Origin of the sequence: Pseudomonas sp. Je.1.5.c (assembly GCF_051129895.1) — a bacterium.
Lineage (GTDB): Bacteria > Pseudomonadota > Gammaproteobacteria > Pseudomonadales > Pseudomonadaceae > Aquipseudomonas > Aquipseudomonas urmiensis.
In genome coordinates this window covers 177,968-196,669 of sequence record NZ_JBCPSP010000003.1, presented here as the reverse complement: position 1 = coordinate 196,669, position 18,702 = coordinate 177,968, and the positions used below count along the sequence as shown (strand labels likewise).

The following is an 18,702-nucleotide window of genomic DNA, read 5'->3' as shown; positions in this document are numbered from 1 at the left end:
TATGACCCTGACCATGACGCTCGGCCAACTGGCCGAGGCGCTCGGCGCCACCCTCAAGGGGCCCGAGTCGCTGCAAATCACCGGCCTGGCCACCTTGCAGGAGGCCGGTCCCGGGCAGTTGAGCTTCCTGGCCAATCCGCAGTACCGCAAGTACCTGGATAACGCCCAGGCTGCGGCGGTACTGCTCAAGGCCGCGGATGCCGAAGGTTACGCGGGCAATGCGCTGATCGTTGCTGATCCTTACCTTGCCTATGCACGCATCTCCCATCTGTTCGATCCCAAGCCCAAGGCTGTGGCGGGTATTCATCCCAGCGCCGTGGTTGCCGAAGATGCCCAGGTGGACGCCAGCGCCAGCATCGGCCCGTTCGCGGTGATCGAGAGTGGTGCGCAGATCGCGGCCAACGTAACCGTCGGCGCGCACTGCTTCATCGGTGCTCGCTGCGTGATTGGCGAAGGTGGCTGGTTGGCGCCGCGGGTCACGTTGTATCACGACGTGACCATCGGCCAGCGCGTGACCATTCAGTCCGGCGCCGTGATCGGCGGTGAAGGCTTCGGCTTTGCCAACGAGAAGGGTGTGTGGCGCAAAATCGCCCAGATCGGCGGCGTGACCATTGGCGACGATGTCGAGATCGGTGTGAACACTGCGGTCGACCGCGGCGCGCTGTCGGACACGCGCATTGGCGACGGGGTCAAGCTGGATAACCAGATCCAGATCGCCCACAACGTGCAGATTGGCGACCACACCGCGATGGCGGCCTGTGTCGGCATTTCTGGCAGCACCCGCATCGGCAAGCATTGCACCATCGCCGGCGGCGTCGGCATGGTCGGTCATATCGATGTGTGCGACAACGTATTCGTCTCCGGCATGACCATGGTTACCCGTTCGATCACCGAGCCGGGTGGCTATTCTTCGGGTACCGCCATGCAGACCTTGGGCGATTGGCGCAAGAGCGCGGCGCGCATTCGTCAGCTGGACGAGATGGCCAAGCGTCTCCAGCAACTGGAAAAACGTGTCGATACCGTGACCTCAGGTGGCCAGCCGACATCAGAAGGCTGATACCATTTCCTGAGCAAGAGTGAACCGTCGCTAGCTGGCTCCTCTTTGGATTGCAAAAGGAGCGTGTGGTCAGCACCTGCGCTCCCTATTCTTATTACAGGCTTCCCCCCGAAATGATGGACATCAACGAGATTCGCGAATACCTGCCTCACCGTTACCCGTTCCTGTTGGTGGACCGTGTGACGGAGCTGGACTTCGAGGCCCAGAGCATTCGTGCCTACAAGAATGTCAGCATCAATGAGCCGTTCTTCAATGGCCATTTCCCCGCGCATCCAATCATGCCGGGCGTGCTGATCATCGAGGCGATGGCCCAGGCGGCCGGGATTCTCGGATTCAAGATGCTTGACGCCAAGCCTGCCGATGGCACGCTCTACTATTTCGTCGGCTCCGACAAGCTGCGTTTCCGTCAGCCGGTACTGCCGGGCGATCAACTGGTGCTGGAAGCCAAGTTCCTCAGCCGCAAGAGCATGATCTGGAAGTTCGAGTGCCGCGCCCTGGTCGATGGCAAGCCAGTCTGCTCGGCTGAAATTACCTGCGCGGAACGTTCCCTATGAATTCGATTGATCCGCGGGCGATCATCGACCCTTCGGCCAAGCTGGCCGATGGCGTCGAGGTGGGCCCCTGGTCGATCGTAGGGCCCGATGTCGAAATCGGGGAGGGCACCGTCATCGGCCCGCACGTTGTGCTCAAAGGGCCGACCCGGATCGGCAAGCACAACCGCATCTACCAGTTTTCCTCGATTGGTGAAGACACCCCTGACCTCAAGTACAAGGGTGAGGCCACGCGCTTGGTGATTGGCGACCACAATGTCATTCGCGAAGGCGTGACCATCCACCGTGGCACTATCCAGGACCGCGCGGAAACCACCCTGGGCGATCACAACCTGATCATGGCCTATGCCCACATCGGCCACGACAGCGTGATCGGCAATCATTGCATCCTGGTCAATAACACTGCCCTGGCGGGCCATGTGCACGTTGGCGACTGGGCGATCCTGTCTGGTTACACCCTGGTGCATCAGTACTGCCATATTGGCGCGCATGCGTTTTCTGGCATGGGCACCGCGATCGGCAAAGACGTGCCAGCCTTCGTCACCGTGTTCGGCAGCCCTGCCGAAGCGCGCAGCATGAACTTCGAGGGTATGCGTCGTCGTGGTTTCAGCGATGAAGTGATCCATGCCTTGCGACGCGCCTACAAGACGGTCTATCGCCAAGGCCTGACGGTTGAAGACGCGCTCAAAGAGCTCGAAGAGCTCGCCAGCCAACACCCTGAGGTTGCGCTGTTCCGTGAGTCGATCGTGAATTCCGCTCGCGGCATCACCCGCTGACATGGGCCAGCTCTGTGTAGCGTTGGTCGCGGGCGAGGCCAGCGGCGACATTCTTGGCTCGGGCTTGATGCGTGCGCTCAAGGCGCGTCATCCCGAGGTGCGGTTCATCGGCGTCGGCGGTCCGTTGATGGAAGCCGAAGGCATGCAGTCGTACTTCCCCATGGAGCGCCTGGCGGTGATGGGCCTGGTGGAAGTGCTGGGGCGCCTACGCGAGCTGCTCAAGCGCCGCAAGGCCTTGATACAGACACTGATCGCCGAGAAGCCGGATGTGTTCATCGGCATCGATGCGCCGGATTTCACCCTCAATATCGAACTCAAGCTGCGTCAGGCCGGAATCAAGACCGTGCACTACGTCAGCCCTTCGGTGTGGGCGTGGCGGCAGAAGCGGGTGCTGAAGATCCGTGAAGGTTGCGACCTGATGCTGACGCTGCTGCCATTCGAGGCGCGGTTCTACGAAGAGCAGGGCGTACCGGTGCGCTTCGTCGGTCATCCGCTAGCCGATACCATCCCGCTGGATGCTGATCGACAAGCCGCGCGCGCTGAACTTGGTTTGAGCGCGGGGCCACTGGTCGCACTGATGCCGGGCAGCCGCGGCGGTGAAGTCGGCCGTTTGGGCGCGTTGTTCATGGATGCTGCCGAGCGCCTGCGCCAGTTGGTGCCGGGGGTGCGCTTCGTGCTGCCATGCGCCAATCAGGCGCGTCGCGCCCAGGTTGAGCAGATGCTCGAAGGCCGCGACCTGCCGTTGACCTTGCTTGACGGTCAGTCGCACCAAGCGCTGGCAGCCTGCGACGCGGTGTTGATCGCTTCGGGCACGGCGACGCTGGAGGCGATGCTGTACAAACGGCCGATGGTCGTCGCCTATCGCCTGGCACCGTTGACCTACTGGATCCTAAAGCGCCTGGTGAAGAGCCCGTACGTGTCATTGCCCAACCTGCTGGCTCAGCGCCTGTTGGTGCCCGAACTGCTGCAGGACGCTGCGACCAGCGAGGCCCTGGCGCAGACCCTGGCCCCACTGGTGGCCGATGGCAGCCAGCAAACCGAAAGCTTTGATCAGATTCACCGCACCTTGCGTCGTGACGCCTCGAACCAGGCGGCAGAGGCGGTGCTTGCCTTGCTGGAGCAACGCTAGATGCAGATGGGACTGGATTTCAACCTGGTCGAAGAGCTGGTCGCCGGTGTCGATGAAGTCGGTCGCGGCCCGCTGTGCGGCGCGGTGGTCACCGCTGCGGTGATTCTTGACCCCAAGCGGCCGATCCTGGGCCTGAACGACTCGAAGAAGCTCACCGAGGCCAAGCGCGAGGCGCTGTTTGACGAAATCTGTGAAAAGGCCCTGGCCTTTTGCATTGCTCGCGCCGAGGTCGAAGAGATCGACCGCCTGAACATTCTCCAGGCGACCATGCTGGCCATGCAGCGCGCGGTGGAGGGCTTGAGCATCACGCCGAAACTGGCGCTGATCGACGGCAATCGTTGCCCCAAGCTGGCCGTGCCAGCGGCGCCGGTGGTGCAGGGCGATGCCCAGGTGCCGGCGATCGCTGCGGCGTCGATTTTGGCCAAGGTCACCCGTGATCGGGAGATGAGCGCGTTCGAGCTGATCTATCCGGGTTATGGGATGGGCGGGCACAAGGGGTATCCGACTCCGGTGCATCTGGAAGCGCTGGCACGGTTAGGGCCAACGCCGATTCACCGGCGCTCGTTCGCGCCGGTGCGTGCGGCTTGGGAGGCGCGTGAGGGCGTCTCTACCTCGCTGATCTGATCCGCTTATTGGGGCCGCGAAGCGGCCCCAATTGTTTCACCGCGCCACTCAATCTTTGCCTGTTGCGGTACAATCCCGCGCTTGTTGTCTTGCTCTGCTATAGGACCCTCCATGTCGGTTTCCTTCGTTCACCTTCGCGTGCACTCCGAGTTCTCCCTGGTCGATGGCCTGGTGCGGATCAAGCCGCTGGCCAAGGCCTTGGCCGGGATGAACATGCCGGCGGTGGCGATTACCGACCAGAGCAACATGTGCTCGCTGGTGAAGTTCTACAAGAACGCCATGGGCGCCGGGATCAAGCCGATCTGCGGCGCCGACCTGTGGCTGGCCGGTGCAGACCCGGAAGCACCGCTGTCGCGCATCTGCTTTTTGGCCATGAACCCCAAGGGCTATCGCAACCTCACCGAGCTGATCTCGCGCGGTTGGGTCGATGGTCAGCGCAATGGCCTGGTGGTCATCCAGCGTGACTGGATCGCGCCGGCCAGCGAAGGGCTGATTGCCCTGTCTGCGGCCCGCGAGGGTGATATCGGCATGGCCTTGCTTGGCGGTCGCACCGATGACGCCGAGGCGTTGCTGCGCGACTGGATGGCGATGTTCCCTGAGCGCTTCTATGTCGAGGTGCAGCGCACCAATCGTGCCGGCGACGAAGAGTACCTGCACGCTGCCGTGGCCCTGGCCGACCGGCTGGGTGCGCCGCTGGTGGCAACCAACGATGTGCGCTTCATCAAGCAAACCGACTTCGATGCCCACGAGACGCGCGTCTGTATCGGCGAGGGCTGGACCCTGGACGACCCACGTCGTCCGCGCATGTACAGCGACCAGCAGTACCTGAAAAGCCCGGAAGAGATGGCCGAGCTGTTCAGCGATCTGCCGGATGCCATCGCCAACACCGTCGAGATCGCCAAGCGCTGCAACATCCAGGTGCAGCTGGGCAAGCACTTCCTGCCTGACTTCCCCACGCCCAACGGCATGGGTATCGACGACTATCTGCGCCATGTTTCCCATGAAGGCCTGGAAGAGCGCCTGACGGTCATCCTGCCCAAGGACACCACTGAAGATTACGAGGCCAAGCGCCAGGTCTACCTCGACCGCTTGAAGTTCGAGCTGGATATCATCATCCAGATGGGCTTCCCCGGTTACTTCCTGATCGTTATGGACTTCATCAAGTGGGCCAAGAACAACGGCGTGCCAGTAGGTCCAGGCCGGGGTTCGGGTGCAGGCTCGCTGGTTGCGTATGTACTGAAAATTACCGACCTCGACCCGCTGGCCTACGACCTGCTGTTCGAACGTTTCCTCAACCCCGAACGGGTATCGATGCCCGACTTCGACGTCGACTTCTGCATGGACGGTCGGGACCGAGTGATCGAGTATGTGGCCGATGCCTACGGGCGTAACGCGGTCAGCCAGATCATCACCTTCGGCACCATGGCGGCCAAGGCAGTGGTGCGCGACGTTGCGCGGGTGCAAGGCAAGTCCTATGGCCTGGCCGACCGTCTGTCGAAGATGATTCCGTTCGAAGTCGGCATGACCCTGGAGAAGGCCTACGAGCAGGAAGAGATCCTGCGTGACTTCCTCAAGGGCGACGAGGATGGCCGCGAGATCTGGGACATGGCCCTCAAGCTCGAGGGGGTTACCCGGGGTACCGGCAAGCACGCCGGTGGTGTGGTTATCGCACCGACCAAGCTCACTGATTTCTCGCCCATTGCTTGTGACGAAGAAGGCGGCGGCCTGGTAACCCAGTTCGACAAGGATGACGTCGAGGCTGCTGGCCTGGTGAAGTTCGACTTCCTCGGCCTGCGGACCCTGACCATCATCAAGTGGGCGATGGAGACGATCAACCGTGAGCAGGCCAAGAGCGGCCTGCCCGACCTGAATATCGACTTCATCCCACTGGACGACAAGAAAACCTACGAGCTGCTGCAAAAGGCCGAAACCACGGCGGTGTTCCAGCTCGAATCGCGCGGCATGAAAGAGCTGATCAAAAAGCTCAAGCCCGACTGCCTGGAAGACCTCATCGCACTGGTGGCGCTGTTCCGCCCAGGCCCGCTGCAGTCGGGCATGGTGGATGACTTCATCAACCGTAAGCATGGTCGCGCCGAGCTGGCCTACCCGCACCCGGACTACCAGTACGAAGGCCTGCAGCCGGTGCTGGCACCGACCTACGGCATCATCCTGTATCAGGAACAGGTGATGCAGATCGCTCAGGTCATGGCCGGCTATACCCTCGGTGGCGCCGACATGCTGCGCCGAGCGATGGGTAAGAAAAAGCCCGAAGAGATGGCCAAGCAGCGCGGGGGCTTCATCGAAGGTTGTGCCAACAACGGCATCGATGGCGACTTGGCGGGGAACATCTTCGACCTGGTCGAAAAGTTCGCCGGCTACGGTTTCAACAAGTCGCACTCGGCGGCCTATGGTCTGGTTTCCTATCAGACCGCCTGGCTCAAGACGCATTACCCGGCGCCGTTCATGGCTGCGGTGCTGTCGGCGGATATGCACAACACCGACAAGGTGGTGGTGCTGATCGAGGAAGTGCGCAGCATGAAGCTGCGCCTCGATGCGCCGGATGTGAACATGTCCGAGTTCAAGTTTACGGTCAACGACGATGGCCGCATCATCTATGGCCTGGGCGCGATCAAGGGCGTCGGGGAGGGGCCGGTGGAAGCGATCGTCGAGGCGCGGGCCAAGGGCGGGCCGTTCAAGGACTTGTTCGATTTCTGCGAGCGTATCGACCTCAAGCGAGTCAACAAGCGTACCCTCGATGCGTTGATCCGCAGTGGTGCGCTGGACCGTCTCGGCCCGCACTTCCATGACGAGATCAAGGCCTACCAGGCCAACATCGACCGCAACCGGGCCGTGCTGCTGTCGGCACTGGAAGAAGCGGTGAAATCGGCCGAACAGACCGCGCGTACGGCCGACAGCGGTCACGTCGACCTGTTTGGCGGGCTGTTCGTCGAAGAAGATGTCGACGTCTACGCCAACCACCACAAGGTCCGTGAGCTGACCCTCAAGGAGCGCTTGAAGGGCGAGAAAGACACCCTCGGCCTGTACCTCACCGGTCACCCGATCGACGAATACGAAAGCGAAATCCGCCGCTTCGCCCGCCAGCGCATCATCGACCTCAAGCCGTCCCGTGAAGTGCAAACGGTGGCCGGCATGATCATTGCTCTGCGGGTAATGAAGAACAAGAAGGGCGACAAGATGGGCTTCGTCACCCTCGACGACCGCTCTGGGCGGATCGAGGCCTCGCTGTTCGCCGACGCCTTCATGGCCGCGCAAGCGCTGTTGCAGACCGATGCGATGGTAGTGATCGAAGGCGAGGTCAGTAACGACGACTTCTCCGGCGGCCTGCGCCTGCGGGTCAAGCAAGTGATGACCATGGAAGATGCGCGCACGCGGCTGGCCGAAAGCCTGCGCCTTAAAGTGGCGCATGACGCCCTCAAGGGCGATCGGCTGAGCTGGCTGGGTGAATTGATCACCCGCCATCGCGGGGGGTGCCCGATCACCCTGGAATATACCGGCAGTGATGCCAAAGCCATGTTGCGCTTTGGCGACGAATGGTCAATTGACCCAGCCGATGGCCTGATTCAGGCCCTGCGTGACCAGTTCGGGCGTGAGAACGTCTTCCTGCAATACCGCTAAAGCGACGAATTTTAATCTCGACCTGAACGCGCCTGATCCCTTAAGGTAGGGCGCCAAACGGATCAACCGGCCGGCCGCCTGGCCGTAGACCCAAGACGGATGCCTATGAACCCGAATTTCCTCGATTTCGAACAGCCGATTGCCGACCTGCAAGCCAAGATCGAAGAGCTGCGCCTGGTCGGTAACGACAACTCGCTGAACATCAGCGATGAGATTGCCCGTCTGCAAGACAAGAGCAGCACCCTCACCGAAAGCATTTTCGGCAATCTGACCAGCTGGCAGATCGCCCGCCTGGCACGTCACCCGCGTCGTCCTTATACCCTGGACTACCTGCAGCACATCTTCACCGAGTTCGAAGAGCTGCACGGTGATCGTCACTTCTCCGATGACGCCGCCATCGTAGGTGGTACTGCGCGTCTGGATGGCAAGCCGGTGATGGTCATCGGTCACCAGAAGGGCCGTGAAGTCCGTGAGAAGGTGCGCCGCAACTTCGGCATGCCGCGTCCGGAAGGCTACCGCAAGGCCTGCCGCCTGATGGAAATGGCCGAACGCTTCAAGATGCCGATCCTGACCTTCATCGATACTCCGGGCGCCTACCCAGGTATCGACGCCGAAGAGCGCAACCAGAGCGAGGCGATTGCCTGGAACCTGCGCGTCATGGCTCGCCTGAAGACGCCGATCATCGCTACCGTGATCGGTGAAGGTGGTTCGGGCGGCGCACTGGCCATTGGCGTGTGCGACCAGCTGAACATGCTGCAGTACTCCACCTACTCGGTGATCTCGCCGGAAGGTTGCGCCTCGATCCTGTGGAAGACCGCCGACAAGGCTGCCGATGCCGCTGAAGCGATGGGTATCACTGCCGAGCGCTTGAAGAGCCTGAACATCGTCGACAAGGTCATCCAGGAGCCGCTGGGCGGCGCGCACCGCGACCCTGCGAAAATGTCCGAAAGCATCCGTGCCGACCTGGTCGAGCAGCTGGATATGCTCGGCAAGCTCGATAACGAAGCCCTGCTCAAGCGCCGTTATGATCGCCTGATGAGCTACGGTCTCTAACGTACTGCACTCTTCGTGGGAGCGGGCTTGCCCCGCGATAGCGTCAATCGGCCCATCATGCTGGCCTGATCGGACGCCATCGCGGGGCAAGCCCGCTCCCACGAGATGTCTTAAGTGGGGCTTTAGATGATCGACCTCACTTCCTCGCTGACTCCGTGGCTAAAAGCCCCCGCCTGGCACGTCGCCTTCTCCGGCGGCCTGGACTCCACCGTCCTCCTGCACCTTCTGGCTGACTACGCCAGCACCCACGTCACACCGCCCTTGCGCGCCATCCATGTCCACCACGGCCTGCAGCCTGCTGCCGACGGCTGGCCCGCCCATTGCCAATCCATCTGCGACAGCCTGGCTATCGAGCTGCAGGTTATCCACGTCCAGGTCGCTCCCGGCGCCAGCCTCGAACAGGCAGCCCGTAATGCGCGCTACAAGGCCTTCATCGATACCCTCGGCCCAGGCGATGTGCTGTTCACCGGGCAGCACCGCGACGACCAGGCTGAAACCTTGCTGTTTCGCTTGTTGCGCGGGGCAGGGCTGCGCGGTCTGGCCGGCATGCCCGCATCCCGGCCGGTAGGGCAGGGTCGGCTGGTCAGGCCGCTGCTGAACCTGTCGCGCAGGCAGCTTCAAGCGTATGCCGAACACGCCCGGCTGGCCTGGATCGAAGATCCCAGTAATGGCGATACCACGTTCGCGCGCAACTACCTGCGCAGGGAAGTATTGCCACTGCTACATCAGCGTTGGCCGCAGGCTGAGCAGAACCTGGCGCGCAGTGCCGAACACCTGAGCGAAGCGCTAGGCTTGCTCGACGAGCTCGCTCGCGATGACCTTGCTGGCGCCGAGCAAAGTGCCTCGGCGCCATGGCAGGGCTTGGATTCACTGGCCCTGGATGCCTTGCAGGCGTTGTCAGTCACTCGTCAGCGCAACGCTTTGCAGTATTGGCTCAGTGCGCGCACGCGGTTACCCGACGCACGGCACTGGGTAGGCTGGGAGGCCCTGCGTGATGCCGCTGTCGATGCCCAACCAGTGTGGCGTCTGACCGACGGTGTGCTGCAGCGCAGCCATGGCCGCATCTGGTGGCTGAGCGGCGACTGGCTCCAAACCCCTGAGGGTACCCAGCCATGGGCTGATCCCAGCAAACCGCTGCACCTGCCAGGCAATGGCAGCGTGCGCCTGTGCAGCGCTCCACCCCTGCAAAACCTGCATATCGCCTATCGCCAGGGCGGTGAAGTGCTGGAGCTGGCCGGGCGAGGCCGGCGCGATCTCAAGCGCCTGCTCAACGAGCAGCAGGTCCCGCATTTCCTGCGTTCACGCTTGCCTTTGCTGTATCAGGGCGAGCGTTTGCTGGCAGTGGCCAATTTGCCTGCACTGGGGCAGGGCGACTGCCAGTTGCATTGGCAGATGCCGACGAACGCGCAAGGTTTGAGCTGAAGGGTACATTCCGGTAGACTACCCTCCCTTCTTGATACAACTTCTGTGGCTTCATCGAAAACACAGCAGTTGCCGATTACCAAGCAGTTTTTTGCTGGGCTGATTTCTTAAAATGACGAGCGAGCTCCATGCCGGGGAAACCCCTGGTCTGTACAGACGCGGCAGTTTTTCGAGATGCACTGTGATTGACGCAGGTGATCGGGGGCTTCGGCCTTCCTTCGCTTTCTCCGGCGGCGCTGGCCGCTTTAACGCAGACTTCTAGGGTTTTTCATGACGCGCTACATATTCGTCACGGGCGGTGTTGTTTCTTCATTGGGGAAAGGCATTGCCTCGGCTTCCCTGGCGGCCATCCTGGAAGCGCGGGGCCTGAAGGTCACCATGCTCAAGCTGGATCCGTACATCAACGTCGATCCGGGCACCATGAGCCCGTTCCAGCACGGTGAGGTGTTCGTCACCCACGACGGCGCCGAGACCGACCTTGACCTGGGCCACTACGAGCGGTTCATCCGCACCACGATGACCCAGAACAACAACTTCACCACCGGCCGTATCTACGAGCACGTGCTGCGCAAAGAGCGCCGTGGTGATTACCTGGGCGCGACCATCCAGGTCATCCCGCACATCACCGACGAGATCAAGCGTCGCATCATCAAGGGCGCCGGCGATGCCGACGTGGCCCTGGTGGAAATCGGCGGTACCGTGGGTGACATCGAGTCGCAGCCGTTCCTCGAGGCCATCCGCCAGCTGCGCGTCGAAGTGGGCTCCAAGCGCGCCATGCTGATGCACCTGACCCTGGTCCCGTACATCGCCACCGCTGGCGAGACCAAGACCAAGCCGACCCAGCACTCGGTCAAGGAGCTGCGCTCCATCGGCCTGCAGCCTGACGTGCTGATCTGCCGCTCCGACCACCCGGTCGACGCTTCCTCGCGCCGCAAGATTGCACTGTTCACCAACGTTGAAGAGCGTGCGGTGATCTCCCTGGAAGACGTAGACACCATCTACAAGATCCCAGGCGTACTGCATGCCCAGGGCCTGGACGACTTCGTCGTCGAGCGCTTCGGCCTGCAGTGCAACGGTGCCGACCTGTCCGAGTGGGACAAGGTGGTAGACGCCAAGCTCAACCCAGAGCAGGAAGTCACCATCGCCATGGTCGGCAAGTACATGGAACTGCTCGATGCCTACAAGTCGCTGATCGAAGCGATGAGCCACGCCGGTATCCAGAACCGTACCAAGGTCAACCTGCGCTACATCGACTCCGAAGACATCGAGAACCAAGGCACCAGCCTGCTCGAAGGCGCTGACGCCATCCTGGTTCCGGGTGGTTTCGGTCTGCGCGGCGTCGAAGGCAAGATCAAGGCTGTGCAGTTCGCCCGTGAAAACAAAGTGCCATACCTGGGCATCTGCCTGGGCATGCAGGTCGCCGTGATCGAGTTCGCCCGTAACGTCATGGGCTGGACCGACGCCAACTCCACCGAGTTCGATCGCAACAGCGGTCATCCGGTGGTTGGCCTGATCACCGAGTGGGCCGACAACACCGGTACCGTCGAAACCCGTACCGAGGCCTCCGACCTGGGCGGCACCATGCGTCTGGGTGCACAGGAATGCCAGCTCAGCGGCAACTCGAAAGTCCATGACTGCTACGGCAAGGATGTGATCGTCGAGCGTCACCGCCACCGCTACGAAGTCAACAACAACCTGCTGCCACAGCTGGTCGATGCTGGTCTGGTGATCTCCGGTCGTTCCGGCGACGGTGCGCTGGTCGAAGTGGTCGAGTCCAAGGATCATCCATGGTTCGTCGCTTGCCAGTTCCACCCAGAGTTCACCTCGACCCCGCGTGACGGCCACCCGCTGTTCAGTGGTTTCGTCAAGGCAGCCCTGGCGCAGAAGAACAAGGCCTGATCCATGACCCAGAAGATCATTCGCGTCGGTAACATCGAGATCGCCAACGACAAGCCGTTCGTCCTGTTCGGCGGCATGAACGTGCTGGAATCGCGTGACCTGGCCATGAAGGTCTGCGAAGAGTACGTGCGGGTTACCGAGAAGCTCGGTATCCCCTACGTGTTCAAGGCGAGCTTCGACAAGGCTAACCGTTCCTCGGTCACCTCGTACCGTGGTCCTGGCATGGAAGAAGGGCTGAAGATCTTCGAAGAGATCAAGCAGACCTTCAATGTGCCGGTGATCACCGATGTCCACGAACCGTACCAGTGCGAGCCGGTAGCCAAGGTGTGCGACATCATCCAGTTGCCTGCCTTCCTCTCGCGGCAGACCGATCTGGTGGTGGCCATGGCCAAGACCGGCGCGGTGATCAACATCAAGAAGGCCCAGTTCCTCGCACCGCAAGAGATGAAACATATTCTCAACAAGTGCGTCGAAGCGGGTAACGACCAGCTGATCCTCTGCGAGCGTGGTTCGAGCTTCGGCTACAACAACCTGGTGGTCGACATGCTCGGCTTCGGCATCATGAAGCAGTTCGAGTACCCGGTGTTCTTCGACGTGACCCACGCCCTGCAAACCCCGGGTGGTCGCGCCGACTCCGCCGGTGGTCGCCGTGCGCAGGTTACCGACCTGGCCAAGGCGGGTATGAGCCAAGGCCTGGCGGGCTTGTTCCTGGAAGCCCATCCGGATCCGGACAACGCCAAGTGCGATGGCCCGTGTGCCCTGCGTCTGGACAAGCTGGAGCCGTTCCTGGCTCAGCTCAAGCAGCTGGACGACCTGGTGAAAAGTTTTCCGACGGTAGAAACCGCGTAAAGCTCATTTCTCGGGTAAAGTACCGCCCGTTCTACCCCTGACCTTCCGGTCAGGGGCTCCCCCTTCGCCAGGCCTGCCCTCTGCATATTCGCCTGGTGAAAGGCTCGAATTCCCTAAGCTGCGTTGTTTTCGTCAATTCTGGAGTGCTTACAACAATGGCAAAGATCGTCGACATCAAAGGTCGTGAAGTTCTCGATTCGCGTGGCAACCCCACCGTGGAAGCCGATGTACTGCTCGACAACGGCATCATCGGCAGCGCTTGCGCGCCGTCCGGTGCTTCCACCGGCTCGCGCGAAGCGCTGGAGCTGCGTGATGGCGACAAGAGCCGTTACATGGGCAAGGGCGTGCTGAAAGCCGTTGCCAACATCAACGGCCCGATCCGCGACCTGCTGCTGGGCAAGGATCCACTCGACCAGAAAGCCCTCGACCGCGCCATGATCGAGCTGGACGGTACCGAGAACAAGGCCAAGCTGGGCGCCAACGCTATCCTGGCTGTGTCCCTGGCTGCCGCCAAAGCCGCCGCCCAGGACCAGGACCTGCCGCTGTACGCGCACATTGCCAACCTCAACGGCACCCCTGGCCAGTACTCCATGCCTGTTCCGATGATGAACATCATCAACGGTGGTGAGCACGCCGATAACAACGTCGACATCCAAGAGTTCATGGTTCAGCCCGTTGGCGCCAAGACCTTCTCCGATGGCCTGCGCATGGGCACCGAAATCTTCCACCACCTCAAAGCTGTGCTCAAGGCCCGTGGCCTGAACACTGCCGTCGGTGACGAAGGCGGTTTCGCGCCGAACCTGACCTCCAACGAAGATGCCCTGGCCGCTATCGCCGAAGCTGTCGCCAACGCTGGCTACAAGCTGGGTACCGACGTGACCCTGGCCCTGGACTGCGCCGCCTCTGAGTTCTATGAAGACGGCAAGTACAACCTGTCCGGCGAAGGCAAGTCGTTCGACGCCGAAGGTTTCGCTGACTACCTCAAAGGCCTGACCGAGCGTTTCCCGATCATCTCGATCGAAGATGGCCTGGACGAGTCCGACTGGGCTGGCTGGAAGATCCTCACCGACAAGATCGGCGAGAAGGTGCAGCTGGTCGGTGACGACCTGTTCGTGACCAACACCAAGATCCTCAAGGAAGGTATCGAGAAGGGCATCGGTAACTCGATCCTGATCAAGTTCAACCAGATCGGCTCGCTGACCGAGACCCTGGAAGCTATCCAGATGGCCAAGGCCGCTGGCTACACTGCGGTCATCTCGCACCGTTCGGGCGAAACCGAAGATTCGACCATCGCTGACCTGGCCGTGGGTACCGCTGCTGGCCAGATCAAGACCGGTTCGCTGTGCCGTTCCGACCGCGTCTCCAAGTACAACCAGCTGCTGCGCATCGAAGAGCAACTGGGCGCCAAGGCGGTATACCGTGGTCGTGCCGAGTTTCGCGGCTAAGCAAGAGATGGTAAAAAGGCAGCAGCCGAGGATGTCTGAACGTTCGTACTGAACCCTCAGACACCTCCTACGGGGTTTCTGTCGACGAAGCCTGGCCTTGGCCAGGCTTCGTGCTATCGGGAGCCTCGTGGCTGCGGCCTTTTAACCCTGGATACTTTGATGCGCAGTCCTTATTGGTTGTTTCTCATCTTGCTCCTGTTGCTCGGTGGCCTGCAGTACCGCCTTTGGGTCGGCAGCGGCAGCCTTGCGCAAGTGACCGAGCTCAAGCAGCAGATTGACGAACAGCATGCCGAGAACGAGCGGCTGCTGGAGCGTAATCGCGTGCTCGATGCAGAAGTCCTGGAGTTGAAGAAAGGTATGGAGACCGTGGAGGAACGGGCCCGTCATGAATTGGGGATGGTCAAGGAGGGCGAAACCCTCTACCAGCTGCCGCAAAAATGACCCCATTACTACCGGCTTTCTGGGCCGTGATTCCCGCGGCGGGCGTCGGTGCCCGCATGGCTGCCGATCGGCCCAAGCAGTATCTGCAATTGGGTGGGCAGACCATTCTCGAGCATAGTCTCGACTGTTTCCTCGGCCATCCTGCGCTCAAGGGCGTGGTGGTCAGTATTGCTGAAGATGATCCTTACTGGCCGGGCCTGCCTTGCGCCAGCGATGCGCGCATCCAGCGCGCTGGCGGCGGGCGCGAAAGGGCTGACTCGGTGCTCAATGCCTTGTTGCTGTTGCATGCCCAAGGGGCGGCGGACGGTGACTGGGTGTTGGTGCATGATGCTGCGCGGCCAAACCTGGCCCGTAGCGATCTGGACCGGCTGCTGGCGGAGCTGGCGGATGATCCGGTGGGTGGCTTGCTGGCAGTGCCGGCGCGCGACACGCTCAAGCGAGCCGATGGCGATGGCCGGGTCAGCGCTACGGTTGATCGCAGCACCATCTGGCAGGCATTTACCCCGCAGATGTTCCGGCTCGGCGCGTTGCATCGGGCGTTGGCCGAGTGCCTGGTGTCTGATGTGGCGGTGACTGACGAGGCCTCGGCCATGGAATGGGCGGGGCTGGCACCGCGCCTGATCGAGGGGCGCAGTGACAACATCAAGGTTACCCGCCCGGAAGATCTGGAGTGGTTGCGCCAGCGTTGGGCTTCTCGCCGCTGATTGCCCCCAGAGCGAGGCATCGCCTGGCAACGTGGGAGCTTCATCTGCTTGCTTAGTGGCTGGCGTACTCCGGCAATTGCCCCAACCCTTGCTTCAGATAATCCACCAACCGCCGCACTTTCGGCGACAGATGCCGCTGCTGCGGATACAGCGCCCACACTGCCGTGTTGGGCGGCTGATGCGCCTCAAGCAACGACACCAGCGCACCACTGTTCAAGTGCTCGAGCACGTAGTAGTCGGGCAGCTGACACAAGCCCATCCCCTGCAGCGCCGCATCCAGCACCGCCTGGCCACTGTTGCAACGCCAGTTGCCTTGCACTCGCTGGCTGAATTCGCGCCCGTCCTGCTTCAGCGCCCAGATATCCGAACTGCCGATCAGGCAATTGTGTCGCGCCAGCTCAGACAAACTGTGCGGTCGACCATACCGCTCCAGGTAGCCCGGCGAGGCGCACAGGAACATCCGCCGCGGCGCCAAGCGGGTGGCAACCAACCTTGAGTCCTGCAAGCGGCCCAGGCGGATCGCCAGGTCCATGCCCTCATGCAGCAAGTCCAAGGTGCGGTTGCTCAGTTCCACTTCCACCCGTAGCTGCGGATACAGCGCCATGAAGCGCGTCACCAGTGGCACGATGAAGCGTTCGCCATAGGCCACCGCGCAGGTCATGCGCAGCAGGCCCTTGGGCTCGCTGGCCAGGTCGCCCATGGCCCGCAGCGCTTCTTCACGGCCATCTTGCAAGCGCTGGCAATGCTGCAGGAACGTCTGCCCGGCTTCGCTCAGGGTGACCCGGCGGGTACTGCGATACAGCAGGCGGGTCTGCAAGCGTTCTTCCAGGCGGGCGATCTGCCGGCTGATATGAGAGGAGGAAATCCCCAGGCGTTCGGCGGCTGCGGTGAACTGGCCCGACTCGGCCACCGCGACGAATTCGTCGATGCCTTCCCAGCGATTACTCATCGATTATCCCTGTATGGCAATAATGTTTTGTCTTTGCCTGGATTATTCATCAAACAGTGGTGAATTACACTGGATGAATCGAATCGACCCTCTGTCTGGAGACCCTGATGATCAAGTCCCGTGCTGCCGTAGCCTTCGAGGCCAAGAAACCCCTGGAAATCGTCGAAGTCGACGTGGCCATGCCCAAGGCCGGTGAAGTGCTGCTGCGCGTGGTCGCCAGCGGTGTCTGCCATACCGATGCCTACACCTTGTCTGGCGCCGACCCGGAAGGCATCTTCCCGTCGATTCTCGGCCACGAGGGCGGGGCAATCGTCGAGGCAGTGGGCGAGGGCGTCACCTCGCTGGCAGTCGGCGATCATGTCATCCCGCTGTACACCCCCGAGTGCGGCAAGTGCAAATTCTGCCTTTCCGGCAAGACCAACCTGTGCCAGGCCATCCGCGCTACCCAAGGCAAGGGCCTGATGCCGGACGGCACTACCCGCTTCTCATACAAAGGCCAGCAGTTGTTCCATTACATGGGCACCTCGACCTTCTCCGAGTACACCGTGCTGCCGGAAATTTCCGTGGCCAAGATCCAGAAAGAAGCACCGCTGGAGAAGGTCTGCTTGCTCGGCTGTGGCGTCACCACCGGCATTGGCGCCGTGCTCAATACCGCCAAGGTCCAGCCCGGTGACACGGTGGCAGTGTTCGGCCTGGGCGGTATCGGCCTGTCGGCGATCATCGGTGCGGTGAAGGCCAAGGCTTCGCGGATCATTGCCGTCGATATCAACCCAAGCAAGTTCGAGATCGCCCGTCAGCTCGGCGCCACCGACTGCGTCAACCCCAAGGACTACGACCGTCCCATCCAGGAAGTCATCGTCGACCTCACCGACGGCGGCGTCGATTACTCGTTCGAATGCGTGGGCAATGTCCAGCTGATGCGTGCGGCGCTTGAATGCTGCCACAAGGGCTGGGGCGAATCGGTGATCATTGGTGTCGCCGGAGCCGGCCAGGAAATCGCTACCCGTCCGTTCCAACTGGTGACCGGTCGCGTCTGGCGTGGTTCGGCGTTCGGCGGCGTGCGCGGACGCAGCGAGCTGCCCAGCTACGTGGAAATGTCCGAGAAGGGCGAGATCCCGCTGGATACTTTCATCACCCACACCATGGGCCTGGAGGACATCAACAAAGCCTTCGACCTGATGCATGAAGGTAAGAGCATCCGTAGCGTGATCCACTTCTGAGGTCAGCCATGAGCCTGGAAAACATCTCTTGCCAGAAGAGCTTCGGCGGCTGGCACAAGCGTTACCGGCATCACTCCAAGGTCCTGGGCTGCGACATGGTGTTCGCTGTCTACCTGCCACCGCAGGCAGAGCAGGGCGCCAAGCTGCCGGTGCTGTACTGGCTCAGCGGCTTGACCTGCACCGACGAGAACTTCATGCAAAAGGCCGGCGCCCAGCGCCTGGCCGCTGAGCTGGGCTTGATCATCGTCGCCCCCGATACCAGCCCGCGTGGCGAACAGGTGCCGGGTGACCCGGACGGCGCCTGGGACTTCGGCCTGGGGGCAGGTTTTTACCTCAATGCTACCCAGCAGCCCTGGGCCCAGCACTACCGCATGCATGACTACGTGGTAGAGGAACTGCCGGCCCTGGTCGAGGCGTATTTCCCTGCCTCCGATCAGCGCAGCATCAGTGGCCATTCGATGGGCGGTCATGGTGCATTGGTGTGCGCCTTGCGTAACCCTGGGCGGTACCGTTCGGTATCGGCGTTTTCGCCGATCAGCAATCCGATGGATTGCCCGTGGGGCGAGAAGGCGTTCTCGCGTTATCTGGGTGAAGATCGTGCGCGCTGGCGGGAGTGGGATGCCAGTGTGCTGCTGGCCGAAACGCCGGCCGGACAGTGTCCGCCGCTGTTGGTGGACCAGGGCGATCGCGATGATTTTCTTGAGAAGCAGCTCAAGCCTGAGGCCTTGGAGCAGGCGGCGCGCAAGGCTGGTCATGAGCTGGTGTTGCGCTTGCAGCCGGGGTATGACCATAGCTACTACTTCATCGCCAGCTTTATCGATGAGCATCTGCGCCATCATGCCGTGGCTTTAGGCCAAGTCTGAAAATAATTGGGGCTGTGCTGCGGTCCCAAAAGCATACGCCCAAGGTGGTTCAAAGCAGGTAGAATCGCGCCCTGACTTAATCAG

General features: G+C 61.7%; 16 protein-coding genes. 15 read left to right on the top strand and 1 reads right to left on the bottom strand.

The genetic code is table 11. From position 1 onward, the window contains the following. Position 1 precedes the first annotated feature (1 nt). The 13 genes from lpxD to ispD all read left to right on the top strand — a co-directional run bounded on the left by lpxD (position 2) and on the right by ispD (position 15,586). Entirely contained in the window at positions 2–1,057 is a 1,056-nt protein-coding gene (gene lpxD / locus AAZU54_RS04470) for a UDP-3-O-(3-hydroxymyristoyl)glucosamine N-acyltransferase (protein WP_186555428.1), read from the top strand. Between the two features lie 113 nt (positions 1,058–1,170). After that, positions 1,171–1,611, top strand: a complete 441-nt coding sequence (gene fabZ / locus AAZU54_RS04465) for a 3-hydroxyacyl-ACP dehydratase FabZ (protein WP_011535269.1) — start codon at positions 1,171–1,173, stop codon at positions 1,609–1,611. Next, positions 1,608–2,384, top strand: coding sequence for an acyl-ACP--UDP-N-acetylglucosamine O-acyltransferase (gene lpxA / locus AAZU54_RS04460; protein WP_186555427.1), 777 nt, complete (start codon positions 1,608–1,610; stop codon positions 2,382–2,384). Before fabZ ends, lpxA begins: the two co-directional genes overlap by 4 nt. A 1-nt stretch (position 2,385) precedes the next feature. Continuing rightward, entirely contained in the window at positions 2,386–3,513 is a 1,128-nt protein-coding gene (gene lpxB, locus AAZU54_RS04455) for a lipid-A-disaccharide synthase (RefSeq protein ID WP_186555426.1), read from the top strand. Continuing rightward, positions 3,514–4,137, top strand: coding sequence for a ribonuclease HII (rnhB, locus tag AAZU54_RS04450; RefSeq protein WP_186555425.1), 624 nt, complete (start codon positions 3,514–3,516; stop codon positions 4,135–4,137). 111 nt (positions 4,138–4,248) lie between these two features. Next, positions 4,249–7,773: a DNA polymerase III subunit alpha gene (gene dnaE, locus AAZU54_RS04445; RefSeq protein ID WP_405130226.1), complete on the top strand. Its 3,525-nt coding sequence runs from the start codon at positions 4,249–4,251 to the stop codon at positions 7,771–7,773. Between the two features lie 105 nt (positions 7,774–7,878). After that, positions 7,879–8,826: an acetyl-CoA carboxylase carboxyl transferase subunit alpha gene (locus AAZU54_RS04440; protein WP_186555423.1), complete on the top strand. Its 948-nt coding sequence runs from the start codon at positions 7,879–7,881 to the stop codon at positions 8,824–8,826. Between the two features lie 126 nt (positions 8,827–8,952). Further along, positions 8,953–10,248, top strand: coding sequence for a tRNA lysidine(34) synthetase TilS (gene tilS / locus AAZU54_RS04435; protein WP_434726652.1), 1,296 nt, complete (start codon positions 8,953–8,955; stop codon positions 10,246–10,248). A 270-nt stretch (positions 10,249–10,518) separates the two neighbouring features. Continuing rightward, positions 10,519–12,147, top strand: coding sequence for a CTP synthase (locus tag AAZU54_RS04430; RefSeq protein WP_186555421.1), 1,629 nt, complete (start codon positions 10,519–10,521; stop codon positions 12,145–12,147). A gap of 3 nt (positions 12,148–12,150) precedes the next feature. Next, positions 12,151–12,996, top strand: coding sequence for a 3-deoxy-8-phosphooctulonate synthase (kdsA, locus tag AAZU54_RS04425; protein WP_186555420.1), 846 nt, complete (start codon positions 12,151–12,153; stop codon positions 12,994–12,996). Positions 12,997–13,151: 155 nt separating this feature from the next. Continuing rightward, on the top strand, positions 13,152–14,441 hold the full coding sequence (gene eno / locus AAZU54_RS04420) for a phosphopyruvate hydratase (protein WP_186555419.1): 1,290 nt from the start codon (positions 13,152–13,154) through the stop codon (positions 14,439–14,441). 159 nt (positions 14,442–14,600) lie between these two features. Next, positions 14,601–14,882: a cell division protein FtsB gene (ftsB, locus tag AAZU54_RS04415; RefSeq protein WP_186555418.1), complete on the top strand. Its 282-nt coding sequence runs from the start codon at positions 14,601–14,603 to the stop codon at positions 14,880–14,882. Beyond that, positions 14,879–15,586 carry a 2-C-methyl-D-erythritol 4-phosphate cytidylyltransferase gene (gene ispD, locus AAZU54_RS04410; protein ID WP_434726651.1) on the top strand — a complete coding sequence of 236 codons (708 nt, stop codon included), beginning with the start codon at positions 14,879–14,881 and terminating at the stop codon, positions 15,584–15,586. Before ftsB ends, ispD begins: the two co-directional genes overlap by 4 nt. Before the next feature lie 52 nt (positions 15,587–15,638). Here the strand turns inward: ispD and AAZU54_RS04405 are convergent, their stop codons facing one another. Beyond that, entirely contained in the window at positions 15,639–16,535 is an 897-nt protein-coding gene (locus AAZU54_RS04405) for a LysR substrate-binding domain-containing protein (protein ID WP_186555416.1), read from the bottom strand. 107 nt (positions 16,536–16,642) lie between these two features. Between AAZU54_RS04405 and AAZU54_RS04400 the strand changes: the two genes are divergently transcribed. Continuing rightward, positions 16,643–17,755: an S-(hydroxymethyl)glutathione dehydrogenase/class III alcohol dehydrogenase gene (locus tag AAZU54_RS04400; protein ID WP_186555415.1), complete on the top strand. Its 1,113-nt coding sequence runs from the start codon at positions 16,643–16,645 to the stop codon at positions 17,753–17,755. Positions 17,756–17,763: 8 nt separating this feature from the next. Then, positions 17,764–18,618: an S-formylglutathione hydrolase gene (gene fghA, locus AAZU54_RS04395; RefSeq protein WP_434726650.1), complete on the top strand. Its 855-nt coding sequence runs from the start codon at positions 17,764–17,766 to the stop codon at positions 18,616–18,618. Positions 18,619–18,702: the final 84 nt, after the last annotated feature.